At 66.0% G+C, this 25,816-nt stretch carries 20 protein-coding genes and 1 tRNA gene; 17 read left to right on the top strand and 4 right to left on the bottom strand.

Translation table 11 applies throughout. The features are described from left to right. The first annotated feature begins 65 nt into the window (after positions 1–65). The 5 genes from aroKB (at position 66) to FVD38_RS19995 (ending at position 5,298) form a co-directional block, all read left to right on the top strand. Positions 66–1,676, top strand: coding sequence for a bifunctional shikimate kinase/3-dehydroquinate synthase AroKB (gene aroKB / locus FVD38_RS20015; RefSeq protein ID WP_229493857.1), 1,611 nt, complete (start codon positions 66–68; stop codon positions 1,674–1,676). 10 nt (positions 1,677–1,686) lie between these two features. Next, entirely contained in the window at positions 1,687–2,832 is a 1,146-nt protein-coding gene (locus FVD38_RS20010) for a deoxyguanosinetriphosphate triphosphohydrolase (RefSeq protein ID WP_147936442.1), read from the top strand. A 12-nt stretch (positions 2,833–2,844) separates the two neighbouring features. Further along, positions 2,845–3,726, top strand: a complete 882-nt coding sequence (locus FVD38_RS20005) for a LysR family transcriptional regulator (protein ID WP_147936441.1) — start codon at positions 2,845–2,847, stop codon at positions 3,724–3,726. Between the two features lie 116 nt (positions 3,727–3,842). Further along, positions 3,843–4,631 (top strand): SDR family NAD(P)-dependent oxidoreductase, encoded by a 789-nt coding sequence (locus tag FVD38_RS20000; RefSeq protein WP_147936440.1) that lies wholly within the window; start codon positions 3,843–3,845, stop codon positions 4,629–4,631. 28 nt (positions 4,632–4,659) lie between these two features. Then, entirely contained in the window at positions 4,660–5,298 is a 639-nt protein-coding gene (locus tag FVD38_RS19995; RefSeq protein ID WP_147936439.1) for an NAD(P)H-dependent oxidoreductase, read from the top strand. A 69-nt stretch (positions 5,299–5,367) separates the two neighbouring features. Here the strand turns inward: FVD38_RS19995 and mutY are convergent, their stop codons facing one another. From mutY to mutM, 3 genes are read right to left on the bottom strand one after another with little or no spacing between them, the layout of a single operon-like run. Beyond that, a complete protein-coding gene (gene mutY / locus FVD38_RS19990; protein WP_147936438.1) occupies positions 5,368–6,492 on the bottom strand; it encodes an A/G-specific adenine glycosylase in 1,125 nt (374 codons plus the stop codon). Next, positions 6,489–8,411, bottom strand: coding sequence for a dynamin family protein (locus tag FVD38_RS19985; RefSeq protein WP_147936437.1), 1,923 nt, complete (start codon positions 8,409–8,411; stop codon positions 6,489–6,491). Before FVD38_RS19985 ends, mutY begins: the two co-directional genes overlap by 4 nt. A gap of 19 nt (positions 8,412–8,430) precedes the next feature. Next, positions 8,431–9,264 carry a bifunctional DNA-formamidopyrimidine glycosylase/DNA-(apurinic or apyrimidinic site) lyase gene (gene mutM / locus FVD38_RS19980; RefSeq protein ID WP_147936436.1) on the bottom strand — a complete coding sequence of 278 codons (834 nt, stop codon included), beginning with the start codon at positions 9,262–9,264 and terminating at the stop codon, positions 8,431–8,433. Between the two features lie 156 nt (positions 9,265–9,420). On the opposite strand from mutM, the gene FVD38_RS19975 reads away from it, so the two are divergent. The 7 genes from FVD38_RS19975 to pth all read left to right on the top strand — a co-directional run bounded on the left by FVD38_RS19975 (position 9,421) and on the right by pth (position 15,847). Then, positions 9,421–11,262 (top strand): tetratricopeptide repeat protein, encoded by a 1,842-nt coding sequence (locus tag FVD38_RS19975; protein ID WP_229493854.1) that lies wholly within the window; start codon positions 9,421–9,423, stop codon positions 11,260–11,262. Between the two features lie 230 nt (positions 11,263–11,492). Beyond that, entirely contained in the window at positions 11,493–12,086 is a 594-nt protein-coding gene (locus FVD38_RS19970) for an outer membrane lipoprotein LolB (RefSeq protein WP_147936434.1), read from the top strand. Positions 12,087–12,089: 3 nt separating this feature from the next. Continuing rightward, positions 12,090–12,989, top strand: coding sequence for a 4-(cytidine 5'-diphospho)-2-C-methyl-D-erythritol kinase (ispE, locus tag FVD38_RS19965; protein ID WP_147936433.1), 900 nt, complete (start codon positions 12,090–12,092; stop codon positions 12,987–12,989). A gap of 65 nt (positions 12,990–13,054) precedes the next feature. Then, a tRNA-Gln gene (locus FVD38_RS19960) sits at positions 13,055–13,131 on the top strand. 145 nt (positions 13,132–13,276) lie between these two features. Next, on the top strand, positions 13,277–14,227 hold the full coding sequence (locus FVD38_RS19955) for a ribose-phosphate pyrophosphokinase (RefSeq protein WP_109345370.1): 951 nt from the start codon (positions 13,277–13,279) through the stop codon (positions 14,225–14,227). Between the two features lie 323 nt (positions 14,228–14,550). Next, positions 14,551–15,138, top strand: a complete 588-nt coding sequence (locus FVD38_RS19950) for a 50S ribosomal protein L25/general stress protein Ctc (RefSeq protein WP_147936432.1) — start codon at positions 14,551–14,553, stop codon at positions 15,136–15,138. A 124-nt stretch (positions 15,139–15,262) separates the two neighbouring features. Then, positions 15,263–15,847: an aminoacyl-tRNA hydrolase gene (pth, locus tag FVD38_RS19945; RefSeq protein ID WP_147936431.1), complete on the top strand. Its 585-nt coding sequence runs from the start codon at positions 15,263–15,265 to the stop codon at positions 15,845–15,847. A 24-nt stretch (positions 15,848–15,871) separates the two neighbouring features. Here the strand turns inward: pth and FVD38_RS19940 are convergent, their stop codons facing one another. Continuing rightward, a complete protein-coding gene (locus FVD38_RS19940; RefSeq protein WP_147936430.1) occupies positions 15,872–17,752 on the bottom strand; it encodes a DUF3857 domain-containing transglutaminase family protein in 1,881 nt (626 codons plus the stop codon). A 95-nt stretch (positions 17,753–17,847) separates the two neighbouring features. Between FVD38_RS19940 and FVD38_RS19935 the strand changes: the two genes are divergently transcribed. The 5 genes from FVD38_RS19935 (at position 17,848) to FVD38_RS19915 (ending at position 25,619) form a co-directional block, all read left to right on the top strand. After that, positions 17,848–18,933: a patatin-like phospholipase family protein gene (locus tag FVD38_RS19935; RefSeq protein WP_187271655.1), complete on the top strand. Its 1,086-nt coding sequence runs from the start codon at positions 17,848–17,850 to the stop codon at positions 18,931–18,933. 140 nt (positions 18,934–19,073) lie between these two features. Further along, positions 19,074–20,165: a redox-regulated ATPase YchF gene (ychF, locus tag FVD38_RS19930; protein WP_147936429.1), complete on the top strand. Its 1,092-nt coding sequence runs from the start codon at positions 19,074–19,076 to the stop codon at positions 20,163–20,165. A gap of 123 nt (positions 20,166–20,288) precedes the next feature. Next, a complete protein-coding gene (locus tag FVD38_RS19925) occupies positions 20,289–23,396 on the top strand; it encodes a DEAD/DEAH box helicase (RefSeq protein WP_147936428.1) in 3,108 nt (1,035 codons plus the stop codon). A gap of 97 nt (positions 23,397–23,493) precedes the next feature. Next, on the top strand, positions 23,494–24,339 hold the full coding sequence (locus FVD38_RS19920) for an MOSC domain-containing protein (protein WP_147936427.1): 846 nt from the start codon (positions 23,494–23,496) through the stop codon (positions 24,337–24,339). A gap of 161 nt (positions 24,340–24,500) precedes the next feature. Continuing rightward, on the top strand, positions 24,501–25,619 hold the full coding sequence (locus FVD38_RS19915) for a GGDEF domain-containing protein (RefSeq protein ID WP_147936426.1): 1,119 nt from the start codon (positions 24,501–24,503) through the stop codon (positions 25,617–25,619). Positions 25,620–25,816: the final 197 nt, after the last annotated feature.

Raw genomic sequence — 25,816 nt, 5'->3', positions numbered from 1 at the left:
TTTTTATCAGAGCGGGTTTGGTAGTGCCACATCCCAAGAACGACAATATCTTCCTTGTTGGCCTGATGGGGGCGGGGAAGACCACGATCGGCCGATTGCTTGCACGCAAGCTCAATCGCCGCTTCGTCGATTCCGACCACGAGATCGAGGCGCGTACCGGCGCCACCATCCCCTGGATCTTCGAGATCGAGGGCGAGGCCTGTTTCCGGCGGCGCGAAGCGGACGTGATCCGCGACCTCACCGGCCAGCAGGGCCTGGTGCTGGCCACCGGCGGCGGCGCCGTGCTGGACCCGCGGAATCGCGCCTACCTGGCCGAGCGCGGCACCGTGATCTACCTGCGCGCCTCGATCGGCAGCATCCTGCAACGCACCGCCCACGACAAGAACCGTCCGCTGCTGCAGACGGCCGACCCGCGCGCGAAACTCGAAGAGCTGTGGACCCAGCGCGATCCGCTGTACCGCGAGATTGCGGACCTCGTCATCGACACCGGCCGTCCTAACGTACAATCGATGGTACAGACCATATTGGATCAGCTGGCGGCGCAGGAAACAGCGCGCGCGCGCCGGCTGGCAAGGACATCGATGAACGAACAGGACCACATCACCCTCAACGTCGACCTCGGCGAACGCAGCTACCCGATCGCGATCGGCCCCGGCCTGCTGGACGACGCCGCACTGCTGGCGCGCCACATCGGCGGCAACAAGGTGGCCATCGTCACCAACACCACCGTCGCGCCGCTCTACCTGGCCAAGGTGGCCGGCCACCTGCGCGCCGCGGGCCGCGACGTGCTCGAGATCGTGCTGCCGGACGGCGAAGAGCACAAGAACTGGCAGTCGCTCAACCTGGTGTACGACGCGCTGCTGCAACACAAATGCGACCGCAAGACCACGCTGGTGGCGCTGGGCGGCGGCGTGATCGGCGACCTGACCGGCTTCGCCGCGGCGAGCTATATGCGCGGCGTGCCCTTCGTGCAGATCCCGACCACCCTGCTGTCCCAGGTCGATTCCTCGGTGGGCGGCAAGACCGGCATCAACCACCCGCTGGGCAAGAACATGATCGGCGCCTTCTACCAGCCGCGCGCCGTCATCGCCGACACCGCGACGCTCGACACGCTGCCGGCGCGCGAGCTGTCGGCCGGCCTGGCCGAGGTGATCAAGCATGGCGCCATCCTCGACGCGGCCTACTTCGACTGGATCGAGGCGAACGTTGAGGCCCTGCTTGCGCGCGAGCCGCAGGCGCTTGCCTATGCGATCGCGCGCTCGTGCGAGATCAAGTCCGACGTGGTGCGCAAGGACGAACGCGAAGGCGGCCTGCGCGCGGTGCTGAACTTCGGCCATACCTTCGGCCACGCGATCGAGAATGGCCTGGGCTACGGCGAGTGGCTGCACGGCGAGGCGGTCGGCTGCGGCATGGTGATGGCGGCCGATATGTCCGCGCGCCTGGGCCTGATCGAACCGGCCGCCGTTGAGCGCGTGCGCGCCCTGGTGCGCGCCGCCGGCCTGCCGGCCGTGGCGCCCGATCTTGGCGAGGCGCGCTGGATCGAGCTGATGGAAGTCGACAAGAAGAACGAGGGCGGCGAGATTCGCTTCATCCTGCTCAAGCCGCTCGGCAGCCCGTCGATCACCACGGCCCCGCTGGACATCCTGCGCTCGACCCTGGCGGCGTGCAGCGGCTGAGGGGCACACGATGAACGCTACGTGGAGCTTCGACGCCAGCCTGGCTCCCTACGCGGCGCACTCGTCGCAGTCGCGCGGCCGGCGCCACATCGAACCAGGCCCGGGTTCGCGCAGCGAATACCAGCGCGACCGCGACCGCATCATCCACTCGACCGCCTTCCGCCGGCTCGAATATAAAACCCAGGTATTCCTGAACCACGAGGGCGACCTGTTCCGCACCCGGCTGACCCACAGCATCGAGGTGGCGCAGATCGGCCGCACCCTGGCGCGCAGCCTGCGCCTGAACGAAGACCTGGTCGAAGCCACCGCGCTGGCGCACGACCTGGGCCACACTCCCTTCGGCCACGTGGGCCAGGACGTGCTCAACGACTGCATGAAGGACTTCGGCGGCTTCGAGCACAATCTGCAAAGCCTGCGCGTGGTCGATCATCTGGAGGAGCACTACGGCGCCTTCGACGGCCTGAACCTGACGTTCGAAACGCGCGAGGGCATCCTCAAGCACTGCTCGCTGAACAATGCGCGCCAGCTGGGCGAGCTGGGCCAGCGTTTCATCGACCGCAGCCAGCCCAGCCTGGAGGCGCAGCTGACCAACCTGGCCGACGAGATCGCATACAACAACCACGATATCGACGACGGCCTGCGCTCCGGCCTGCTGACCATGAAGCAGATGGAAGAGGTGGAATTGTTCGCGCGCCTTCGCTGGCAGGTCGAACAGCAATACCCCGGGTTAGCGGGACGGCGCGCGCTCTACGAGACGATCCGCCTGATGATCACGGCGATGACGGCCGACCTGGTCGAGACCTCGGCCCAGCGCATCCTGGACGCGAACCCGCAGACCATCGACGACGTGCGCGCGGGCCCGCCGCTGATCCGCTTCTCGGACACCATGCGCGCCGAGACCACGGCGCTCAAGCGCTTCCTGTACGCCAACCTGTACCGCCACTTCCAGGTCAACCGCATGCGGGTGAAGGCGAGCCGCATCGTGCGCGAGCTGTTCCAGGCCTTCCTCGACGACCCGGTGCTGCTGCCGAACGACTACCAGGTCGAGGGCGACCCGATGAAGCAGGCGCGCAAGATCGCCGACTACATCGCCGGCATGACCGACCGCTACGCGATCCGCGAGCATCGGCGCATCTTTTCGCTCGATCACTTCTGATCCCGGGCCGCCATGGACCGGATCGACGCGCTGCGCCTGCTGCTCGACGTTTCAAGCACCGGCAGCTTTTCGGGCGTGGCGCGCCAGCGCAACGTTGCCATCTCCACCGTCACCCTGGCGGTCGACCAGCTGGAGCAGGAATTCGGCATCGCCCTGCTCAAGCGCTCGACGCGCCGCCTGGCCCTGACGCACGAGGGCGAGCAACTGGTGGCGGACGCGCGCCGCCTGGTGGGCGAGTGGGACGGCCTGCTGGCCGCGCTGAAGGAAGACGGGCCGCTCTCCGGGCCGATCCGCATCGGCGCCACCAACGACTTCGGCCGCAAGCAGCTGCGCCCTTTGCTGGACGCCTTCCAGGCGCTTCACCCCGGCCTGCGCCTGGCCCTGCTGCTCAGCGACAGCACGGTCGACCTCATCCACGAAAACATCGACCTGACCTTGCGCAGCGGCCCGCTGCCGGATTCCGGCCTGCATGCGCGCCTGCTGGTGCGCGGCGACCGCCTGGTGTGCGCCGCCCCCGATTATTGGGAGCGCGCCGGCCGGCCGACGCATCCCGAACAGCTGGCCGGGCATAACTGCCTGGTGCTGGCGCGGCCCGATGCGCCGCTGGCTGCCTGGAATTTCCAGTCCGAGGGCAAGCCGTTCAACGTCAAGGTGAGCGGCGACCGCCAGTCCAGCGACGGTGAAGTATTGCGCGATTGGGCGCTGGAGGGCAGGGGCGTCACCTTCAAGAACCGCTGGGACGTGCAGCGCGACCTCGTCGCCGGGCGCCTCGAAGCCGTGCTGGACGACTTTCTGGCGGGGCCGGTCGACCTGTACGCCGTGTACCCGGTCAGCCCGCCCAGCCGGCGGGTGGCGGCGCTGGTGGATTACCTGGCGGCGGCGCTGGCAGGGTAGGGCGCAAGCCGGCGCCGATTAGCGCCGGATCTCGAAAGGTGATTTGTCCTTTGGCCGATGTTTCGGCCGCCGGCCGAGGTCTAAGATGATTTCTCTTACTGAACAGGAGAATCATCATGCATATCGACTTGACCGGCAAGACCGCTATCGTGACCGGCTCGACCCGCGGCATCGGCTACGCGATCGCCGAAGGACTGGCGCGCACCGGCGCGTCCGTGGTGCTCACCGGACGCAAGCAGGACCAGGTCGACCGGGCGCTTGCGCAGCTGCGCGCGGCAGTCCCCGCCGCCCAGGTGCGCGGCGTCGCCGCCGATCTCGGCACCGCCCAGGGCGTCGCGACGCTCAAGGCGGCCGAGCCGCACGCCGACATCCTCGTCAACAACGTCGGCATCTTCAACCCGCAACCGTTCGCCGAGATCCCGGACGAAGAGTGGACCCGTTTCTTCGAGATCAACGTCATGTCCGGCGTACGCGCCAGCCGCGCCTACCTGCCCGGCATGCAAGAGAAGGACTGGGGCCGCATCGTGTTCATCTCGTCCGAGTCGGCGCTGAACATCCCGGCCGACATGATCCACTACGGCTTCACCAAGACCAGCAACCTGGCCATCTCGCGCGGCCTGGCCAAGAGCCTGGCCGGCACCGGCATTACGGTCAATGCGGTGCTGCCGGGGCCGACCCTGTCGGAAGGCGTGCAGCAGATGGTGGCGCCGGGCGGCGACCATGCCAGTGCGCTGGCGGCGGCGAACGCGTTCGTGCGGGAGCACCGCAGCTCGTCCATCCTGCAACGCGTGGCCACGCCCGACGAGGTGGCGAACATGGTCGTCTACGTCTGCTCGCAACAGGCCTCGGCCACGACCGGCGCCGCGCTGCGCGTCGACGGCGGAACGGTCGACACCATCGCGTAATCCAACTACTACCGAAGGAAACAGGAAGATGAACCAACTGCTCTCGCGCCTGGAATGGCGCTACGCCACCAAGAAATTCGATCCGGCGCGCCCGGCCGCCCAGGAACAGGTCGACCGCATCGTCGAGGCGATCCGCCTGGCGCCGACCTCCAGCGGCCTGCAGCCTTATGACCTGATCGTGGTGAGCGATCCCGCGCTGCGCACGCGCATCAAGCCGGTCGCCAACGACCAGCAACAGATCGTCGACTGCTCGCACCTGCTGGTATTCGCCGCCTGGGACGACATGACGCCGACCCGCATCGACAAGATGTTCGACCTGGTGAACAGTGAGCGCGGCTTTGTCAACGAGGGCTGGGAAGCCTATCGCAAGGTGTTGCTGAACAAGCATGCGGCGCAAGGCAGGCAGGCCAATTTCGAATTCGCCGCGCGCCAGGCCTATATCGGCCTGGGCACCGGCATCGTGGCTGCCGCCATGGAAGGGGTGGATGCGACGCCGATGGAAGGCTTCGATCCGGCCGGCGTGGACCAGGTGCTGGGACTCGAGGCCATGGGCCTGCGCAGCGTGAGCATGCTGGCGCTGGGCCACCGCGATGCGGATGGCGACTGGCTAGTGAAGCTCAAGAAGGTACGGCGTTCGCGCGAGGACTTCGTTCTCGCTTTTGGCTGAGGTTCGCCGACCGTTTCAATAATTTTTGATTTTCACGGCCCGTGAAAATCGAAGAAAATTGAAAACGAATCATCCGAACAAGCTTGGCCTTGCCAGATCCAGCAACAGCTTCTTGACTGGCGCTGGCAGCGGCGCCTCGCCGATCGTATCGAGTTTCCACCAGACGTGCCCTGGCGGCAGGGCCGCGCGCGTCGCCAGCGTCACCGCGAACGGCGCGATGTGCAGCTTGTAGTGGGTGAAAACATGCACCAGCGGGCTCAGTGGCCGCACTTCGTCGATCGTGCCAAATGGCCCGGCGGCAGCGGCAACGTCCGAGGTACAGACCGGCGCTTCATCCTCATCCATCGGCACGTGTCCGCCCACTTCCGGCAGCGACAGCAGGCCGCCCCAAATGCCGGTTTGCGGACGCTGCTCCAGCAGCACCTCGCCGCGGTCGATGACGACCAGCAGCGCGGTGCGCTTTTCCGGCGTCGCCTTCTTTGGTTTACGCACCGGCAGTTCGGCGGTGCGGCCGGTGGCGAAGGCGACACAGCGCGCCTGCAGCGGGCAGCGGCCGCAGTCGGGACGCGAACGGGTGCACAGGGTGGCGCCCAGGTCCATCAGGCCCTGGGTATAGGCCTCGATGGCGCCCGGGTTGCCGGCCACCTCGGGGAGCAAGGCGTCGGCGCGGCGCCAGAGCGCATCCTCAATGGGTTTCAGGCCAGGATAGGCATCGATGCCGAACACGCGCGCGAACACGCGCTTGACGTTGCCGTCCAGGATGGCGGCGCGCACGCCGCTGGAAAACGCCGCGATCGCCGCCGCCGTCGAGCGGCCGATGCCGGGCAGGTCGGCCAGCAGCGCCGGGTCGCTCGGGAACACGCCGTCGTAGTCCTGCACCACCCGTTTGGCACAGGCGTGCAGGTTGCGTGCGCGGGTGTAGTAACCGAGGCCGCTCCAATGGGCCATCACGTCTTCCGATGGCGCCTCGGCCAGCGCGTGGACGGTCGGGAAGCGCTCCAGGAAGCGGGCGTAGTAGCCCAGCACCGCGGCGACTTGCGTCTGTTGCAGCATTATCTCGGACAGCCAGACGCGGTAGGCGTCGGTGGTGTTTTGCCAGGGCAGGGTGTGGCGGCCATGGCTGCGCTGCCAGTCGATCACGGCCTTCGAGAAGGTCGGATCGGCCAGCTGGTCAAACTCGGTGAGGCGTTTCATGCGATATCGGGTGAGTGGCTCTGGGCCGCAAGTTGGGTGGTGACGCCGGCCGCGATGGCGGCCAGGCGGATGCGCGTGGATTCGAGCTCGGCCTGGCCGTGCTCGAAGGCGCCGATCTTCTGTTCCAGGCTGTCGCTGGCGTCGTGGATGCGCTGGACCGTGGCCTGGCGCTGGCGCAGGTTGTCGCGGTGCTGGCGGATCTGCGTTTCCAGCGGCGCGTTGGCGACCTTCAGCCAGGCTTCGACGTCGGCGTTGGCGGCGCGGTAGACGCGCCGCACGCGCGAGGCGATCGAGTCGAAGAAGCGCTCGAGCAAGGTCGCGCGGCTGGTCATCAACAGGGTCGCGGTGCCGAACTGACGCTCGAACAGCGTTTCGATGGCGTCGATCTCGTCGACGTGGCGCGTCAATGATAAAGCTTGCGGCAGCGCCAGCGACAGGCCGTGTTCGGCCGCGAAGCGGCGGTGCATGGCATCCATCATGGACTTGATCTCGTCGACCTTGGCGCAGGCGTCGAGCAGGCCGGCGCGCGCGCCGGCGAAGTAGTTGCGCACCGGCGCGCGCATGCCGGTGGCGAAGCGCGCCGCCGACATCGCGGCGCGCACCGTTTCGGTCCGGTCCTGGAGGCCGTCCATGCCGACCAGGGTGTACAGCTCGGTCGACAGGCGCGTGAACACGGCGCGCGTGCCCTGCAGCTTGAACAGGCCGGCGTCGAATTCCTTCTTCTCGGCTTCCACCCGGCGCACCATGTGGGCGATCATGCCCTGGTTCTTGCCGCGCAGGCTGCGCAGCTCCTGCAACTGCTCGACCAGTTCGCGCAGGCGCGCCGCCACCAGCACGTGCTGGCCTGCCGCCAGGATCTCGAGGTCGGCGCGCAACTGGCGCGCATTGATCGTGCGCCGCGCCGGGATCAACTGGTGGAACAGGGCCGATTCGAGCGCCCCCATGCGGCTGCGCTCGAACAAGTCCATGTCGCCGCCGATGCGTCCGACCAGCGCCTTGTGGGCCGAGACCGGATAGACCTGGCCGGCGTCCAGCCCGAGCAGGCGCGCGACGTCGTGCTGCTGGCGCGCGATCTCGGTTTGCACGGCGACCGGGCTTTTGAGCTCGTCCCACATGGCGTCGATCTTGTTCAGCACCGCGAGCCGGCCCGGCCCGGCGCCGATATGGGTGCGCCAGACCTCGATGTCGCTGCGCGTCACGCCGGTGTCGGCGGCCAGCACGAACAGCACCGCGTGCGCGTTCGGGATCAGGTTCAGCGTCAGTTCCGGCTCGGTGCCGATCGCGTTCAGGCCCGGCGTGTCGAGGATCACCAGGCCCTGCTTGAGCAGCGGGTGCGGCAGGTTGATGATGGCATGGCGCCAGCGCGGGATCTCGATATGGCCGTCCGCATCGACGCCGGCGGCCAGGTCGGGATCTTCCGGGTCGAACAGGCCGTAGCGCTCGGCCTCGCCCGTCGCCACATGGCGGGTCTGGCTGACCTGGCGCAGCGTCTCGTGCATCGCGCCCGGGTCGTCCAGGTCGAGCGGCAGCACGGTCCAGGCGCCGGGATCGTCGCGGTAGTCGCCCGTGGACAGCTGGCCGGCGCGGGTCTCGATCGGCAGCAGGCGGATGCAGGGCGGCAACTGGGCATCCCACAGCAGCTCGGTCGGGCACATGGTGGTGCGGCCGGCGCTGGACGGCAAGATGCGCTGGCCGTAGTCGGCGAAGAACAGTGCGTTGATCAGCTCGGTTTTTCCACGCGAGAACTCGGCCACGAAGGCGACCGACAGCCGGTCGTCGCGCAAGCGTCCGAGCGCGCGCGCCAGCACCTGTTCGCCGGCGGCGTCGATCAGGCCGGCTTCGCGCAGGGCAGTGCCGTAGCCATCGAGGCTGGCGGCAACGCTGGCTCGCCACGCTCCATACTGTTGTAGATCCTGCATCGTTCAGCCCGTTATGTCTTCAGCGCTGGCACTGCGCGCAATAGAAGGTCGAGCGCTGGCCCTGCTTGATCTGGCGGACCGGCGCCTCGCATTGGCGGCAGGGCACACCAGCACGATCATAGACGAAATATGTCTGCTGGAAATATCCAGACTGCCCATTTACAGCAATAAAGTCACGCAGGGTACTGCCGCCCTGGACGATGGCGGCGGCCAGGATCTCGCGGATCACTTCGGCCAGCCGGTCGTAGCGCGCGCGGCTGATGCGCGAGGCCGCCGTCTTGGGGCTGATGCCTGCCCGGAACAGGCTCTCGCAGGCGTAGATATTGCCGACGCCCACCACGATGTCGCCGGCCAGCAGCACCTGCTTGATCGGGGCGCTGCGGCGCCGCGTTGCCCGGTGCAGCAGGGCGCCATCGAACTGCTCGCCGAGCGGTTCCACGCCCAGGCCGCGCAGCAGGATGTGTTCTTCCAGGTCGCCATCCTCGTTGGCATGCCACAGCACGGCGCCGAAGCGGCGCGGATCATGCAGGCGCAGCACTTGCACGCCATCGGGGCCATTGACGACGAGGTCGAAATGGTCGTGCTTGCGTGGTTCGATGCCCGGCGGCAGCACGCGCAGGTGGCCGGACATGCCCAGGTGGATGATCAAGGTGCCGTGCTCGAAATGAATCAGGAGGTATTTGCCGCGCCGGCCGGTGGACAGGATGCGGCGGCCGGCCAGCAGCGCGGACAAGCCGGGCGGGAAGGGCCAGCGCAGGCCGTCGCGGCGGCAGACGACCTGCTCGACCACGCGGCCTTCGATGTGGGGCGCGACACCGCGCCGGGTGACTTCTACTTCTGGCAGTTCAGGCATGGGGGAGACGAATCGTGTAAAGTCGGGTTGCCGTCGCGGCTGGGCAGCCTGCGGGCCGGGCTGGCGCCAGGGATCCTTACGCAGCTCATGCGCGGCAGGCGCCTGCGCGTGAGCGTAGAATCAAATCAAAATATCAACTCGGATCTTGGACTTGCTTTGAAAAACGCTTTCGCCATTGTAACCGTCTCCGGGCTGCTTGCAGGCCTGCTCTCAGGATGTGCTGCCTCCCCGCAACAGCAGTCGCTCGCCGCCGGCGAGGACGCCAAGTTCGGCCAGCAGCAATCCGCGCAACAATCCGCGCAGAAAGAGGCCGAGCCCGAGCTGGACGAAGAAGAGCTGGCGGCCAAGCAAAAGGCCGAGGAAGAAGCGCGCCTGCCCAAGGTCGAGCTCACGCCCGTCATGCTCGAGCAGCTGATGAAGGCGGAATTCGCGTTTCGCAATGGCGACTGGCAGGGGCCTTATCTGACCGTCTACAACCTGGCCCAGCGCACCCACGATCCGCGCCTGGCGCGCCGCGCGGCCGAGATGGCAGTGGCCGCCAAGCAGGCCGACGACACCCTGGCCGCGGTGCGCCTGTGGTACCGGCTCGACCCGGATTCCGACGAAGCGACCCAGTATTTCGTCGGCATGGCCGTCACGTCCGACAAGATCTCTGAACTCGAACCGATCTTCGAACAGCGCCTGCGCGAGGCGACCCCGGCCCGGCGCGGCGTGCTGCTGTTCCAGGTCCAGCAATTGCTGGGCCGCGCGAAGGACAAGGAAGCGGCGATCGCCATGCTCGAGCGACTGATCGCGCCCTACGAAAATACGATGGAAGCGCGCGTCGTGCGCGCCCAGATCGCGCTGGTGCGTGACGACAAGGCGCTGGCCCGCAGCGAAGCCCAGGCGGCGCTGGCGATCAAGCCCGACGCCGAGATCGCCCTCTTGATGCTGGCGCAGGTGACCGAGGACGAGGCGCAAGTGGTGGCCTTGATGCAGAAATTCCTCAAGAGCTATCCGAAGGCGAGCGACGTGCGCGCTGCCTATGCGCGGGTGCTGGTCAACCGCAAGGATTATCCGGCTGCGCGGCGCGAGTTCGAGCTGCTGGTCAAGGCCCAGCCCGACAATGTCGCCCATCTGTATGCGCTGGGCATCCTTGCCACGCAGATGAACGATGCCCTCGGCGCCGAACAATATTTCACGCGCTTCGTGGAAGTCCTGGGACGCAATCCGGACGACGAACGCGATCCTTCGCGCGCGCTATTGATCCTGTCGCAACTGGCGGAAGAGCGCAACGACCTGGTCGGCGCCCTGCAATGGCTGGACAAGGTGCCTGAAGGCACGGACCCGCAGACCCGTTTCAATACCCAGCTGCGCCGCGTCCACCTGGTCGGCAAGGGCGGCGACGTGAACAGCGCGCGGCGCCTGCTGGCCGAGATCAAGACCGACGATCCGGCGCGCCAGGCCCAGCTGATGGCGGCCGAGGCGCAACTGCTGCGCGAAGCCAACCAGTTGCAGGAAGCCTATGCGGTGATGGAAGCGGCCACCAAGCGCTTCCCGAAGAATCCCGACCTGCTGTACGACTTCGCGCTGCTGGCCGAAAAACTGGGCAAGGTCGACGTGATGGAAGCGCAATTGCGTGAAGTGATGGCGCAGGCGCCGGACAATCACCATGCCTATAACGCCCTCGGCTATTCGCTGGCGGAGCGCAATGTGCGCCTGCAGGAAGCCTATGGCCTGATCGCCAAGGCGCTCGACATGGCGCCGGACGATCCCTTCATCATGGACAGCATGGGCTGGGTTCATTATCGGATGGGCAATCTGGTTGAGGCCGAGAAATTCCTGCGCCGCGCCTACGGTTTGCGCAAGGACCCCGAGATCGCCGTCCACCTGGGCGAAGTGCTGTGGCAGAAGGGCGATAAGTCGGCGGCCGAGAAGCTGTGGCGCGAGGCGGGCGCCAAGGATCCGCAGAACGACACGCTGCGCACCACGCTGGCGCGGTTGCGGCCTGCCTTGTGAAATAATCCTTTTTTGCGGGGGGCAGCATCGTTAAGTTAAGCTGCAGCCACGTCGTCCCCGCGCAGGCGGGGACCCAAGTTGCATGCACTGCCACTGCGTTCAGTCGAAGCGGCAGAGCGAAAAACTTGGGTCCCCGCCTTCGCGGGGACGACGTTTCCGCGCTCGCTGACAGCAATCAGGCTGTTGGCTACGTTCATGTTTTTTCTTAACTGCACTCCAGACATTTTTCTATGCCGCTGACCCGACGTCTCACCCTGCTCGCCTGCGCCGCCATCCTGGCCGGCTGCGCCACCAGCACCGCCAACCTGTCCACCGCCACGGTCGGCGATTACCGCGACACGATCGACCTGTCGGGCAAGCTGTCGGTCAATTATCAGAAGGATGGCAGGCAGGAGTCGATCACCGGCAATTTCAACTGGGAACAGCGTCCCGCGGCGATCGACGTCGCCCTGATTTCCCCGCTGGGCCAGACCGTGGCCACGATCAATGTCACGCCGACGACTGCGACCCTGGTCCAGGGCGGCCAGGAGCGTACGGCGGGCGACATCGACAGCCTGACCCAGGAGACCCTGGGCTGGCCGCTGCCGGTGTCCGGCCTGCGCGACTGGCTGCAGGGCTATGCGTTGGATGCGCAGGGGCAGCGCTTCCGCGCCTCGCCGGCCAATAACAGCGTGACGACCAAGGATGGCTGGCGGTTGCGCTTCGTCGAGTGGCAAGATTCGGCGGCGGCCCAGCCGACGCCGCGCCTGATCCAGGCCGAGCGCGCCGCCTCGGGCGACATCACGGACCTGGCGATCCGCATCGTCATCCTGCCGGCAGCCTGATCCATGCGTTCGCTGCACGATTGCCCGGCGCCGGCCAAGCTCAACCTGTTCCTGCACGTCACCGGCCGCCGCGCCGATGGCTACCACCTGCTGCAAAGCGTATTCCAGCTGATCGACCGTGCCGACCGCCTGCATTTCGACTTGCGCGACGACGACCAGATTCGCCGCACCAACGACGTGCCGGGCGTGCCCGAAGAGCAAGACCTGGTCGTGCGCGCGCTGCGCCTGCTGCAGGCCGAGTTTGCGCGCCGCCACGGCCGGCTGCCGCCAGGCATCTCCGTCAGGGTGGACAAGGTCTTGCCCATGGGTGGCGGGCTGGGCGGCGGGTCGTCGGATGCGGCCACCGCCTTGATGGCAGCCAACGCGCTGTGGCAAGCCGGCTTGAGCCGCGAAGAATTGATGGCGCTGGGCTTGCCGCTGGGCGCCGACATCCCGTTCTTCCTGTTCGGCGAAACCGCGTTCGCGGAAGGCGTGGGGGAGGCCTTGCAGGCAGTGCCGGGGCCGGATTGCTGGTATGTGGTGATCGAGCCGGGTGTCGCGGTGCCGACGCCCGCAATTTTTTCTGCGCCGGATTTGACAAGAGATTCAAAGCCCGTCAAAATAGCGGACTTTTCCAGCCACACCGATTCATGCAGTACGGTTGGTTTTGGGAAAAATGATTTGCAGGACGTGGCGATGCGCCTATTCCCGCCGGTAGCAGAGGCGGTTGAATGGTTGAGCAGCCATGGCGATGCCAGGATGACTGGCTCAGGGGCGTGCGTGTTTTGCGCGTTCTCCAGCGAAGACGCTGCCGACCAGGTGTTGGCGCAAGTGCCGGGCAAGTGGACGGCATGGAAGGCGAAGTCGCTGAAGACACACCCGCTGATGAAATCGCTCTTGCAAAATCAGGGAGTTGTAGTATAAAATACTGCCTGTCGCAGCGTTGAGCAGCAAGTTAAAATGCTAGCGGCAAGCAGTAAAGATCGTGTAGGGGAATCGCCAAGCTGGTTAAGGCACCGGATTTTGATTCCGGCATACCAAGGTTCGAATCCTTGTTCCCCTGCCAAAGTTTTCTTGTTCTGTCGATGCCTTAGCGTCCAGCAGGAAAATCGCGATACGGTGCCGAGCGCCGCGTCAGCATGCTAATCAGCCGGTTAATCCGGCTGATTGTTTTTCTACCGTTCAAACGCTTTTTACCCTTTAGGACTCCCATGGCTTACGAAAACCTGATGGTTTTTACCGGCAATGCCAATCCGGCACTAGCAGAGGGGGTCGCAAAAAGCCTCGGCATTCCTCTCGGTAAAGCAGTCGTCTCCAAGTTCTCCGACGGCGAAGTCATGGTCGAGATCAACGAGAACGTGCGTGGGAAGGACGTCTTCGTCCTGCAATCGACTTGCGCCCCGACCAACGACAGCCTGATGGAAATCATGCTGATGGTCGACGCCCTCAAGCGCGCTTCGGCTGGCCGTATCACCGCCGCCATTCCTTACTTCGGCTATGCCCGTCAAGACCGCCGCCCGCGTTCGGCGCGTGTCGCGATCTCGGCCAAGGTCGTCGCGAACATGCTGGAAGAAGCCGGCGTCGAGCGCGTCCTGATCATGGACCTGCACGCCGACCAGATTCAAGGTTTCTTCGACATCCCGGTCGACAATATCTACGCATCGCCAATCCTGCTGGGCGACCTGCAGAAGCGCAACTACGACGACCTGCTGGTCGTGTCGCCTGACGTCGGCGGCGTGGTGCGCGCACGCGCCCTGGCCAAGCGCCTGGGTTGCGACCTGGCGATCATCGACAAGCGTCGCCCGAAGGCGAACGTGTCGGAAGTGATGAACATCATCGGTGAAGTCGAAGGCCGCAACTGCGTGATCATGGATGACATGGTCGACACCGCAGGCACCCTGTGCAAGGCCGCCGAAGTGCTCAAGGAGCGCGGCGCCAAGAAAGTCGTTGCCTATTGCACGCACCCGGTCCTGTCCGGCCCGGCGATCGATCGCATCGCGAACTCGCCGCTGGACGAACTGGTCGTCACCGACACCATCCCGCTGAGCCCAGCCGGCGCCGCTTGCGGCAAGATCCGCCAGCTGACCTGCGCACCGCTGCTGGCCGAGACCTTCAAGCGGATCGTCAAGGGTGACTCGGTGATTTCGCTGTTCGTCGACTAAGTTTTTTAGTCGCTGAAATTCGCGGCGCGCCTGGCTAACAGCCGGCGCGCCGTTGACGTATCAGAATAAGTTACACCAAGCACGTCGTTCCCGCGGAGGCGGGAACCTAATTTAGCGAGCGTCTCGACATCGCTTGCAGTACTTGGGTTCCCGCCTTCGCGGGAACGACGTTGTGGTAGTGCCGAAGTATCGATTTCTTGAGCGCGCAGCATTGGCGCTCTTTCTTGACCGTCCCTGGTCGCGGGGATGGTCGCCACTTGGGCAACCGGGTCGGGAAACTTTTTTCCCGACATTCGGGCCCGATTTATTTTTTGGAGTTTCAAATGAAAGTAGTCGCATTCAACCGCACTCAACAGGGCACCGGAGCGAGCCGCCGCCTGCGCAACGCTGGCCAGACCCCAGGCATCATCTACGGTGGCACCGAAGCCCCGGCACTGATCGCCCTGGACGGCAACGCGTTGTACCACGCGCTCAAGAAAGAAGCATTCCACGGTTCCGTGCTGGACCTGGAAATCGACGGCAAGACCCAGCAAGTGCTGCTGCGTGACTTCCAGATGCACGCATTCAAGCAACTGGTCCTGCACGCTGACTTCCAGCGCGTCGACACCTCGAAGCCGATCCACACCAAGGTCACCCTGCACTTCGTGAACGCCGAAGTCTCGCCAGCAGTCAAGCTGAGCGGCGCCATCGTGTCGCACGTGCTGAACGAAATCGAAGTGTCCTGCCTGCCAGGTCAACTGCCAGAGTTCATCGAAGTCGATCTGTCGAAGCTGGAATCCGGCCAATCGATCCACACCGGCGACCTGGTCCTGCCAGAAGGCGTGACCGCGCTGACCCATGGCCAGAACCTGACCATCGTCACCACCTCGATCCCACGCGGCGCAGCTACTGCTGAAACCGCTGCTGAGTAATATCGGCTGATCGCGCCGCTTCGGTGGCGCATCGAAAAGACCCGCCGCGGCTTGCCCGGCGGGTTTTGTTTTTTGTGCTCGGCAGGTTTGAGCGATAATCGCGTTTTTCCTAAAAGACCCACGCATGTCTATCCGTCTGATCGTCGGCCTCGGCAACCCTGGCCCGGAATACGAACAAACCCGCCACAATGCCGGCTTCTGGCTGGTCGACAACCTGGCCAACAGCCTGCCGGGTTGCCGCCTGCAGCGCGAATCGCGCTTCAACGCCCTGGTGGCCAAGACCTCGATCTCGGGCAACGATGTCTGGCTGCTCGAGCCGCAGACCTTCATGAACCGTTCGGGCCAGTCGGTCGGCGCGCTGGCGCGCTTCTATAAAATCAATCCGGACGAAGTGCTCGTCGTGCACGACGAGCTCGACCTGATGCCCGGCGTCGCCAAGCTCAAGAAGGGCGGTTCCTCCGGCGGCCATAACGGCCTGAAAGACATCACCGCGGCCCTCGGCACCCAAGAATACTGGCGCCTGCGCCTGGGCATCGGCCATCCGCGCAGCCTGAGCCTGCAACAGGGCGTGGCCGACTTCGTGCTGCACCGCCCGCGCAAGGAAGAACAAAGCCTGATCGAGGAATCGATCGACAAGAGCCTGCGCATCATTCCGCTCGCCTGCGAAGGCAAGCTCGACGTGGCGACGATGCAGTTGCATACGGCCTGAGGCCGCGCTCTTCGATTCTTTGGCTCATCCTCCCCGCACCACGACCTGCGAGCGCAGGTCGCGCAGCATGCGCTCGAGCGCCGGCCGCATGCGCCGGTAGTCGTCGGGCGAGCAGGTGGCCGCCGTGTGCCTGAACTTGAGCTGGCGCTTGACCGTCACCAGCGCGCCGCGCCGCTGATAGTGCGAACGGTAGGCGAAGTTGGCATCTTCCACCTTGACGGCGCGTGGCAGGGCCAGCACCTGCGCTCGCCTCGGCAGGTGGAAGCGTAGTTCATCCTCGGCATCGATCGCCGGGCACACGAACTCCTGGCGCCGCTCGGGTTCCTGCGTGAACGCGAACACGGCGTCGCCCAATCCTCCCCAGAAGTTATACGTGGTGGCCAGCCCTGCGGGCCCCGGCAGTTGCGTGAAGCCGCTGCTGGCGCCGCGGAACGACAGGGTGTAATCGTCGGCCACGCCTTCGGTATCCCCCGGCTCCAGCACGCCGCCACCCTGTTGCCCCAGCCCTTGCAGCATGCGTTCGACGAAGCGGTCGCGCTCGGCCGCCGGCGTGGCGCGCACCACGCGCCGGTAGGGCTCGGCCTGGGCGCCGCTGCTGGTGCGCGTGACCTTGAAGCGGCTGCCGCCGTCGGGCTGGATGTCGAACTGGGTAAACGTGCGGCTGCGGGCCTGCTGGAAGAAGGGGATCATCGCGAATTCGCCCGAGCGCGCCAGCACTGCCGGCTTGCCGAGCAGCGACGCTGGCAAAAAGCCGCCCGCCACCGATTCGGCGGTCGGGTCGAGATACAGCTGCAGCGAAGGAATGTAGACGATCGCGTGATTGAGCACGCCGAGCGTCGGCACGTCGGGCAGGCGATAGGCGTCGCCGTTATTGACCAGCGCCACCGTGCTGTCGATGCCGGAACTGGCCAGCAGCGCCTCGAGCAGGGTCGCGTGGTCCTTGCAATCGCCATAGCGGTTGGCCAGCACGCTCGACGCCGCATGCGGCACCACGCCGCCGGGGCCCAGGTAGACGCCGACGTAGCGCACGTTCTTGCGCACCCAGTCGGAGAGGGCGATTGCGCGCGTGCGGCGGTCGAGGATGGCGCCCGTGATGCCGGCCGCCAGCGCCGCCACCGTGTCGTCGGGCAGCGCCTTGCCGGCGGCGCGCTCCTGGTAGGCGCGCGCGAATGCGGCATAGTCGGCGAAGGTCGAGACCGCGAGCCGCTTGCCGTAGTCGAGATAGCTGACGGAATCGGCCTCCAGCCGCGCATTGTCGCCGTCGACGTAGCGCCAGGCGTAGCGGCGCTTGCCGGGCGCAGGGGCGGGCGTGCTCATGGTGGCAATCGCCTCGAAGCCGACCGCGTCGGCGTGCAGGGGCATCGAGGCCGGCATGTCGTAGATCAGGCGGAAGTCGCGCTGGCGCTGGAAGCGCGCCGAGGTCAGGTCTTCGAAGTGGCCGGGAAACAGCGGCGTGTGGCGCCGCACGACGTAGCGCACCGCGACCTTGTCGCCCGCTTCGACGTCGGGGAAGACGACGATCTTGAGCCGCGTGTCCTGGAACATCGGGGCGTCGAGCGAGGCGGCTTCTTGCTGGTCGCGGATCTGGTGCGGCTGCACCGCCAGGCGCCGGCCGTCGGCCTTCTCGGTATGCGCTTCGACGGAGACGACTTCGTCGAGCGACTGGTTGTAGCCGATGTAGAACTGGGCGTGTTCGTGCAGCGCCGCGCGGTTGACGATGGTCTTGGCCTGCTCGACCGTGAGCGTGTAGCCGCCGCCCGTTTCGACCACGAAATGCTGGACGTAGCGGTCCACCACCACCGAGCGGTCGGTGCCGCTGTCGGCCTCGAGCGCGCTGGCAGACGCAGGCAGGCCCAGCAATGGACACAGAAGCAGACACAGCATGACGACGAAGCGCAGGGGCATGGCATTCTCCGGACACGCGACCGGCCCATGTTACGCAGCAGTACGGTGGCAGGATTGATCGGGCGCAAGTGCATGCTTCCTGCGATAATTTCGGCATGAAGGCGCTCACTTTTCATGCCGGGCCGCTGGCCATGGCGCAGATTGCAGAATACGGCTTGCGGGCCCAGGACATGGCCATCGTGCCGGCCGCGGCGGGCGGCCCCAAGGGATTGATCTTCCAGTCGCTCGACCAATGGATGTTCGGAGAATGGTTTCCTTCGGCCCCGCGCGAACGCACGCTGATCGGCGCCTCGATCGGCGCCTGGCGCATGGCGGCCGCCTGCCAGAAGGATCCAGTGAAGGCTTTCGCCCTGCTGGGAGAGCTGTACGCGGGCCAGCGCTACACGCGTCTCAAGCCCACGCCGCAGGACATCGACGAGGTCGTGCAAGCCTTGCTGGGCGAGCTGGTGCGTGGGCATGAAGACGACATCGTCAACCACGAGCACTACCGGCTGCACCTGCTGACCGTGCGCGGGCTGCGTTCGCTGGCGGCGCCCGCGCACCGCTATGCCGAGATGCGCGGCTTCCTGTCGGCGGCGCTGCACAACGCCGGCTCGCGCGCCTGGCTGGGGCGCCTGATGGAGCGGGTGGTGATTGGCGATGCGCGGAGTCAGGCGCCATGGCTGCGCGAGCGCTTCGACAGTTTCAATACGCATTTCACGACGCTCACGCGCGACAACCTGGCGGCCGGACTGCTCGCTTCGGGCACGCTGCCCCTGATCATGAAGGCGGTGACCGGCATCGCCGAGGCGCCCGCCGGCAGTTACTGGGACGGCGGCATCATCGACTACCACCTGGCGCTGCCGTATTCGCGGGCGAAGGGCGAGCTGGTGCTGTACCCGCATTTCACCGAGCACATCGTGCCGGGCTGGCTGGATAAAGGATTCCCGTGGCGGAGGGCGGCGCGCGGCGCCAATCGTGGCTGGCTCGACAACGTGCTGCTGGTGGCGCCGTCCGACGAATTCCTGCGCACGCTGCCGCGCGGGAAACTGCCGGACCGCGCCGATTTCAAGTTCTACGGCCTGGATCACGATGAGCGCGTGCGCACCTGGAAGAGGGCGATCGGGGAAGGGGAGCGGTTGCGCGATGAGCTGGCCGAATTCGCCCTGCGGCCGGACCCAGGGCGCATCAAGCCGATCTAGCTTGTCATTGTGAAAACCCGACCGTTGCGGCAGGCGCGGAAAGCGCCGTTTTTTGCGGCAGCCGGCCCGGTCCGGGTTACAATGCAGGGTTTAGAGCGGTTCATCGATCGCTCGCGCTTATCGAATTAGGAAGAGTATCCATGACCCTCAAATGCGGCATCGTCGGCCTGCCCAACGTTGGCAAATCCACCCTGTTCAACGCACTGACCAAGGCCGGCATTCCGGCTGAAAACTACCCGTTCTGCACCATCGAGCCGAACGTGGGCGTGGTCGAGGTGCCGGATCCGCGCATCGACGCACTGTCCGCGATCGTCAAGCCGGAACGCGTGGTCAAGGCCATCGTCGAATTTGTCGACATCGCGGGCCTGGTGGCCGGCGCGTCGAAGGGCGAGGGCCTGGGCAACCAGTTCCTGTCGCACATCCGCGAAACCGACGCCATCGTCAACGTGGTGCGCTGCTTCGAAGATCCGAACGTGATCCACGTGGCCGGCAAGGTCAGCCCGATCGACGATATCGAAGTCATCCAGACCGAACTGGCGCTGGCCGACATGGGCACCGTCGAGAAAGCCATCCACCGCGAGCAGAAGAAGGCGCGCTCGGGTGACAAGGACGCGGCCAAGCTGGTCGCCCTGCTCGAACGCGTGCTGCCGCACCTGAACGAAGGCCAGCCGGTGCGCACCATCGGCCTGGATGCCGAAGAGATGGCGATCATCTACCCGCTGCACCTGATCACCGCCAAGCCGGCGATGTTCGTGGCCAACGTGTCGGATACCGGTTTCAAGGACAATCCGCTGCTCGACCAGCTGACCGAGTTCGCCAACAAGCAGAACGCCCCGATCGTCGCCATCTGCGCCTCGATCGAATCCGAGATCGCCGAGATGGACGACGCCGACAAGGCCGACTTCCTGGGCGATATGGGCATGGACGAGCCGGGCCTGGATCGCCTGATCCGCGCGGCGTTCAAGCTGCTGGGCCTGCAGACCTACTTCACCGCCGGCGTGAAGGAAGTGCGCGCCTGGACCGTGGCGATTGGCGCCACCGCGCCGCAGGCCGCGGGCGTGATCCACACCGACTTCGAGCGCGGCTTCATTCGCGCGCAGACCATTTCGTATGATGACTTCCTGACCTACAAGGGCGAGTCGGGCGCCAAGGAAGCGGGCAAGATGCGCGCCGAGGGCAAGGAATACATCGTCAAGGATGGCGACGTGCTGAACTTCCTGTTCAACGTCTGATCCACCGGGCGCGCGCTGCGCCCAACCCTACGCAAGCCCTTCCTTCCGAAGGGCTTGTTGCTTTTTGGCTTATACAAAAACAATAAGGCATGCCGTCTGGATACGGTTGAGCTACAGGAAAACATGAACGATACAGTCCAGAACCGCTTGCTGCCCTTGCCGTACTGGCGTGCCGCGCTGGCCGAAGTAAGCCTGCTCCATCCCGAGGTAGCACCCGACAGCAAACCGATCGCACTCACGGAAAACGACGGCGCGTGGCGGGTCGCGCAAGCCGCGCCCGACCTGGCGAGCTGGATCGAGGCGCAGTTCAATGCCAGCAAGCTGGAACGGGCCGGCCGCATCCCCTTCGTACTGATCCCGGCCCGGCTGGCGCTGGAAGCGAGCCATGGCGCCAAGCAGGACGGCGCCGAGTTGCACAAGGGCGCCTCGGTGCTGTGCATTCCCTGCCTGCTGGACCGCCAAGGCGTCTTGTCGCCCGACCCCGAGCGCATGCCGTGGATTCCGCGCGAGCTGCTGGAACCGACCCTGCAGCGCACGTCGGTTGGCGCGCTGGCCAGTGTCGATGAATTCATCGGCGCGCTGCCGGAGCAAGCCACCGGCATGGGCGATACCTTCCACGTGGCGGCGCGCCTGTTCGAAGCCGTGACGGGGGCCGGGCTACCCGGGCTTTGCGCAATGGCGCCGGCCGAGCCAGGCCAGCGGCTGCCGAATTTCGCGCTGGACGAGCACCGCCTGGTGTCGGGCTGGCACGGCATGCCCTACGAGCCGCCGATCGTCGCGCGGCATCTCCTGAAGCTGTACGACCGCATCATCGCCGAGGGGCCGCCCACGCCGCTGCTCGACACCTTGCGCACCGTCGCCGACCGGCTTGCGCGCGCACCGCTGCCGCTGCAGCAGACCGCGCCGTATGACGGCCAGACGGTCGGCCACATGCATCCGCTTCACCACTTGTCGCCGTCCCAGCGCACGGCGATGGTCGAATTGCAGCGCCTGGCCGAGGGGCAGATCCTGGCGGTGAACGGTCCGCCCGGCACCGGCAAGACCACCTTGCTGCACAGCGTGGTGGCCCAGCTCTGGGTCGATGCGGCCCTGGCCGGCGGCGATTGCCCACTGATCGTGGTCGCCTCGACCAATGTGAAGGCGGTCGAGAACGTGCTCGACAGCTTCGCGAAGATCTCGGCCGAGACCGGGCATCGGCGCTGGCACCCTTACGGGCGCGGCTTCGGGCTGTTCCTGGCGTCCGAATCGCGCCAGACCGAGCATCCGGTCTGCACCGGCAAGAGCCATCCCTTCGAGGAGTTCGAGACGCCGGAAATGCTGGCGGCGGCGGAGCGCCATTACCTCGACTGCGCGGCGATGCATTTCAGGCGGCGCGGCGATGGCGTCGGCACCGTGGTCCACGACCTGCACGCCGAACTGAAAGCGCTGGCCGCCCACCTCGACACGCTGGTGGCGGCACGCCATACCCTGTTCCATGCGCTCGGCCAGGATGTCGACGACGGCGCCGTCGCCTCGTACCGCGCCTTGCTGGCGACCTTGAACGAGGAACTCACGCGTTGCCGTGAACTGCTGGCGCAACTGCGCGCGCGTCTGGACGAGAGCGAACAGGCCGCCGACGCCGCCTTGCGCGCCTACGAGGCGCGCCGCGACGACATCATGCAGGCCGAGAAGGCATGGGCGGCCTATCTGGCCGATGCCTCGATCTGGCTCGACCTGTTTAGTTTCGTGCCGGCCGTGCGCCGGCGCCGCATGGCGCGCGACCGCCAGGTGCTGATGGCGCATCCGCTGACTGCCGACCTCCAGCACCGCGCCGACGGCGTGCCGGGGCATTTCCATACGCTCAAGAAGGAAGCACTGCAGCACAAGAACGATACCGCGGCCGAGCTGCTCGCTTTGAAAGGGGAGCTTGCACGCCAGGGGGACGAGGTCAAGCAGGAGATGGCGCGGGCCGAGACGGAGCGCGCACGCATCACCAGCGCCTTCGCCGCCTGGCGCGACGTGGCCGGCGACGATCCGGAACTGCTCGACGCCAGCCTGGCCAACCTGAACGAGCACCTGGACAAGAAGGTGCGCGCGCGCATGTTCGCCGTCGCCGACTGGTACTGGTCGGGCCAGTGGATCCTGGAAGTGCGGCACCGGATCAGGAGCGGCATCAAGGATACGAAGGGGCGCAGCAAGCTGGAAGCGAAGTACCGCCGCTTCGCCAAGCTCTCTCCCTGCCTGGTGTCGAACTTCCACATGGCGCCGTCGTTCTTCACCGCCTGGGAAGGCGAGGACATGCCGTTCTGGAACACGATCGACCTGCTGGTGGTGGACGAGGCGGGGCAGGTCTCGCCCGATATCGGCGCGCCGATGTTCGCCCTGGCGCGGCGCGCGATGGTGGTCGGCGACACCTTCCAGATCGAGCCGGTCTGGAACAGCGGCGAAGCGACCGACCGCGCCAACGCCGTCAAGTTCGGCCTGGCGCCGGCCTTCCACGACCCCGCCTACGACCGCCTTGAGCAGGGCGGTTATGCATCGGCCAGCGGCAGCCTGATGCGCATCGCCAACCGCAGCTGCGCGGTCCAGCAGTATGAGGACGTGCGCGGCCTGATGCTGACCGAACACCGCCGCTGTGTGCCGGAACTGATCGATTACTGCAACCGGCTGATCTACGCGGGCCGCCTCGAACCGAAACGCGCATCGCTGCCGCCGGCGGAGCGGATCCTGCCGCCATTCGAGCTGATTCACGTCGGCGGCAGGGATGCGCGGCGCGGCGGCAGTCGCTACAACGAGTTCGAAGCGGCCGCGGTCGTCGATTGGCTCAAGGCCCACCGCGCCGACATCGAACGGCATTACCTCGATGACGCGGGCAAGCCGACGCCGATCTGGAAGCTGGTGGGCATCGTGACCCCGTTCGCGGCGCAGGCAGGCGCCATCGAACGGCGCCTGCGCCGCGACATGCCGGACCTGCTGCGCAAGGACAGCCGCCTGACCGTCGGCACCGTGCACGCGCTGCAGGGCGCCGAGCGCGCCATCGTGCTGTTCTCGCCGACCTATGGCGAGAGTTTCAATGGCGGCGCCTTCTTCGACCAGAAGCCGAACATGCTCAACGTCGCGGTATCGCGCGCCAGGGACAGCTTCATCGTCATCGGCAACCGCAAGGTGTTCGATGCCAGCCGCACCGCGCTGCCGTCCGGCCTGCTGGCGACGTATCTGGTGGAACGCAGCCGCGAAACGGTCGAGGGCTAGCAGGGGCAGGGCGGGTTCGATGGAATCCGCCTTCGGGATCGTGCCGGCGGCGCCGAATGCTGCCATACTGTTGGCTTCATACCATCCCGATCACAGCATGGCCACCGTCACTGAACTCCTCCTTTATCCGATCAAGTCCTGCGCCGGCCTGTCCGTGCCTGAAGCGACGCTCGCCCTCGACGGCCTGTCGGCAAACGGCGTACATGACCGCGAATGGATGGTGGTAACGAGAGAGGGCCTGTTCCTGACCCAGCGCGAATACCCGCGCATGGCGACCATCGCGCCGCGCGTCGAAGGTGAAGATCTGGTGGTCGAAGCGCCCGGCATGGCGCCAATCCGCCTGCCGCTGGCGCACGACCTCGACGCGCCGGCGATCGAAGTGCTCATCTGGGACGACCACGTCCTGGCCGCCGACTGCGGCGACGATGTCTCTGTCTGGTTCTCCGACGCCGTCGGCGCTCCATGCCGCCTGGTGCGCTTCCGCCCCGACGTCGTGCGTCCGAAGATCAGCCCATGGACTGGCGGCTTGCCCGCCGCCGCCCGCTTCTCTGACGGCTACCCGATCCTGCTGATCGGCCAGTCCTCGCTCGACGACCTGAACGCCAAGCTAACAAACGCCGGCCGTGCCGCGCTGCCCATGAACCGCTTTCGTCCCAATATGGTCGTGGACGGAATCGACGCCTTCGAAGAAGACTTCGTGGCCGAGTTCTCCGCTGGCGAAATCAAACTGCGCCCGGTCAAACCCTGCGCCCGCTGCCCGATTCCGTCGGTCGACCAGGCCACCGGCATCCCCGGCCCCGACCCGCTCGACATCCTGCAAACCTACCGCGCCAACGCCCGTATGGACGGCGCCGTCACGCTGGGCATGAACGTCATCGTCGAGGACGGCATCGGCCGCATTTTGCGCGTGGGCCAGGAACTAAACGCCGAGCTTGCTTTCTAAGTACAACGGTAAGTACGACGACAAGGCGAACGTCGGCGGCACCGCAACAGTGTCGCAAAATCGCCTATTCCCGCATCTTCCCCGATGCCGACAGGCGGTTTTTCATATCCAAGCAAGAGTGGATGGCGTAATGTTACGGTTATTGCTGAAAGGAATGCTCCATGCATGAGCCGAGCGCGTCGACGCGAGAACTGATGGCGGAAAACGAGACCTTGCGCGCGCGCATGGCGTACCTGCTCGAGCAGGCCGAACGCAACCACGAAATCATGTGCCGCCACCAGGCCTTCGACCTGCAGATCGTCGGCGCCGGCAGCTTTCCGGAACTGGTCGGCACGATCTTCCGCACGCTGCCGGTGATCTCGGAGCTGGACACCGTCACCCTGTCGCTGGTCGACCCGGATGCCGACATCTATACCGTCATGCACCGCCTGGGCGTCGATTTCGAGGGGTTCCCCAACCTGATGTTCTGCGAGCATGCGGTCGAACTCGGCTTCGACATGTCGCCCGAGCGCCGTCCGCGTCCGATCCTGGGGCCTTATGCGCCGTCGCAGCACTGCGCCGTGTTCCCGCATCCGCCCGCCGGCCTGCAGAGCGTGGCCCTGGTGCCGCTGCTGCGCAATACGCGCCTGATCGGCAGCCTGAACCTGGGCAGCGCCGATCCGGCCCGCTTCACGCCGAACCTGGGTACCGACTTCGTCGAGCACATGGGCTCGATCATCGCGATCTGCCTCGAAAACGTGATCAGCAACGAGATGCTGAAATACATCGGCCTCACCGATTCGCTCACCGGCGTCTACAACCGCCGCTACATGGACCGCCGCCTGCTCGAAGAGATCGCGCGCGCGCGGCGCCAGGGCTATCGCCTGTCCTGCATGTACATCGACATCGACCACTTCAAGCGCGTCAACGACACGGTCGGCCACCAGGGCGGCGACGACGTCCTGCGCGAGGTGTGCGGCCGCATCAAGGCCGAGCTGCGCATGTCGGATGCGCTGGGCCGCTTCGGCGGCGAAGAATTCGTGGTGCTGCTGATCGATGCCGACCTGGAAAGCGCGAGCATGGTCGCGCAGCGCATCCGCGCCAGCGTGGCTGCCGAGCCGGTGAGCCTGGGCGGTGGCGAGCGGGTCGACGTGACGGTGTCGATCGGTGTCGCCGCGCTGTCGGATTTCGCGCGCGACAACGCGATCGAGGGCGTTGCGCAGGAACTCGTCGCATCGGCCGATGCGGCGCTGTACCAGGCCAAGGCCGGTGGCCGCAACAAGGTCGTCACGTTCGCTTAATCGTACACGTTAAGCTAAACCCCGTCGTCCCCGCGAAGGCGCGCGAAGGCGGGGACCCAAGTGTGCTCGCATCTCGACAGCATTTGCAGAACTTGGGTTCCCGCCTCTGATGTGACCCCTTAAACTGAGACGGTTGGATGCTCGCTTAGACGGCCTGGGTTCTGTACTGCACAGGACTCAGGCCGTTCAGTTTGATC

Source organism: Massilia arenae, from assembly GCF_008014745.1.
Lineage (GTDB): Bacteria > Pseudomonadota > Gammaproteobacteria > Burkholderiales > Burkholderiaceae_D > Telluria > Telluria arenae.
This window is presented reverse-complemented; position numbering and strand designations above follow the sequence as displayed.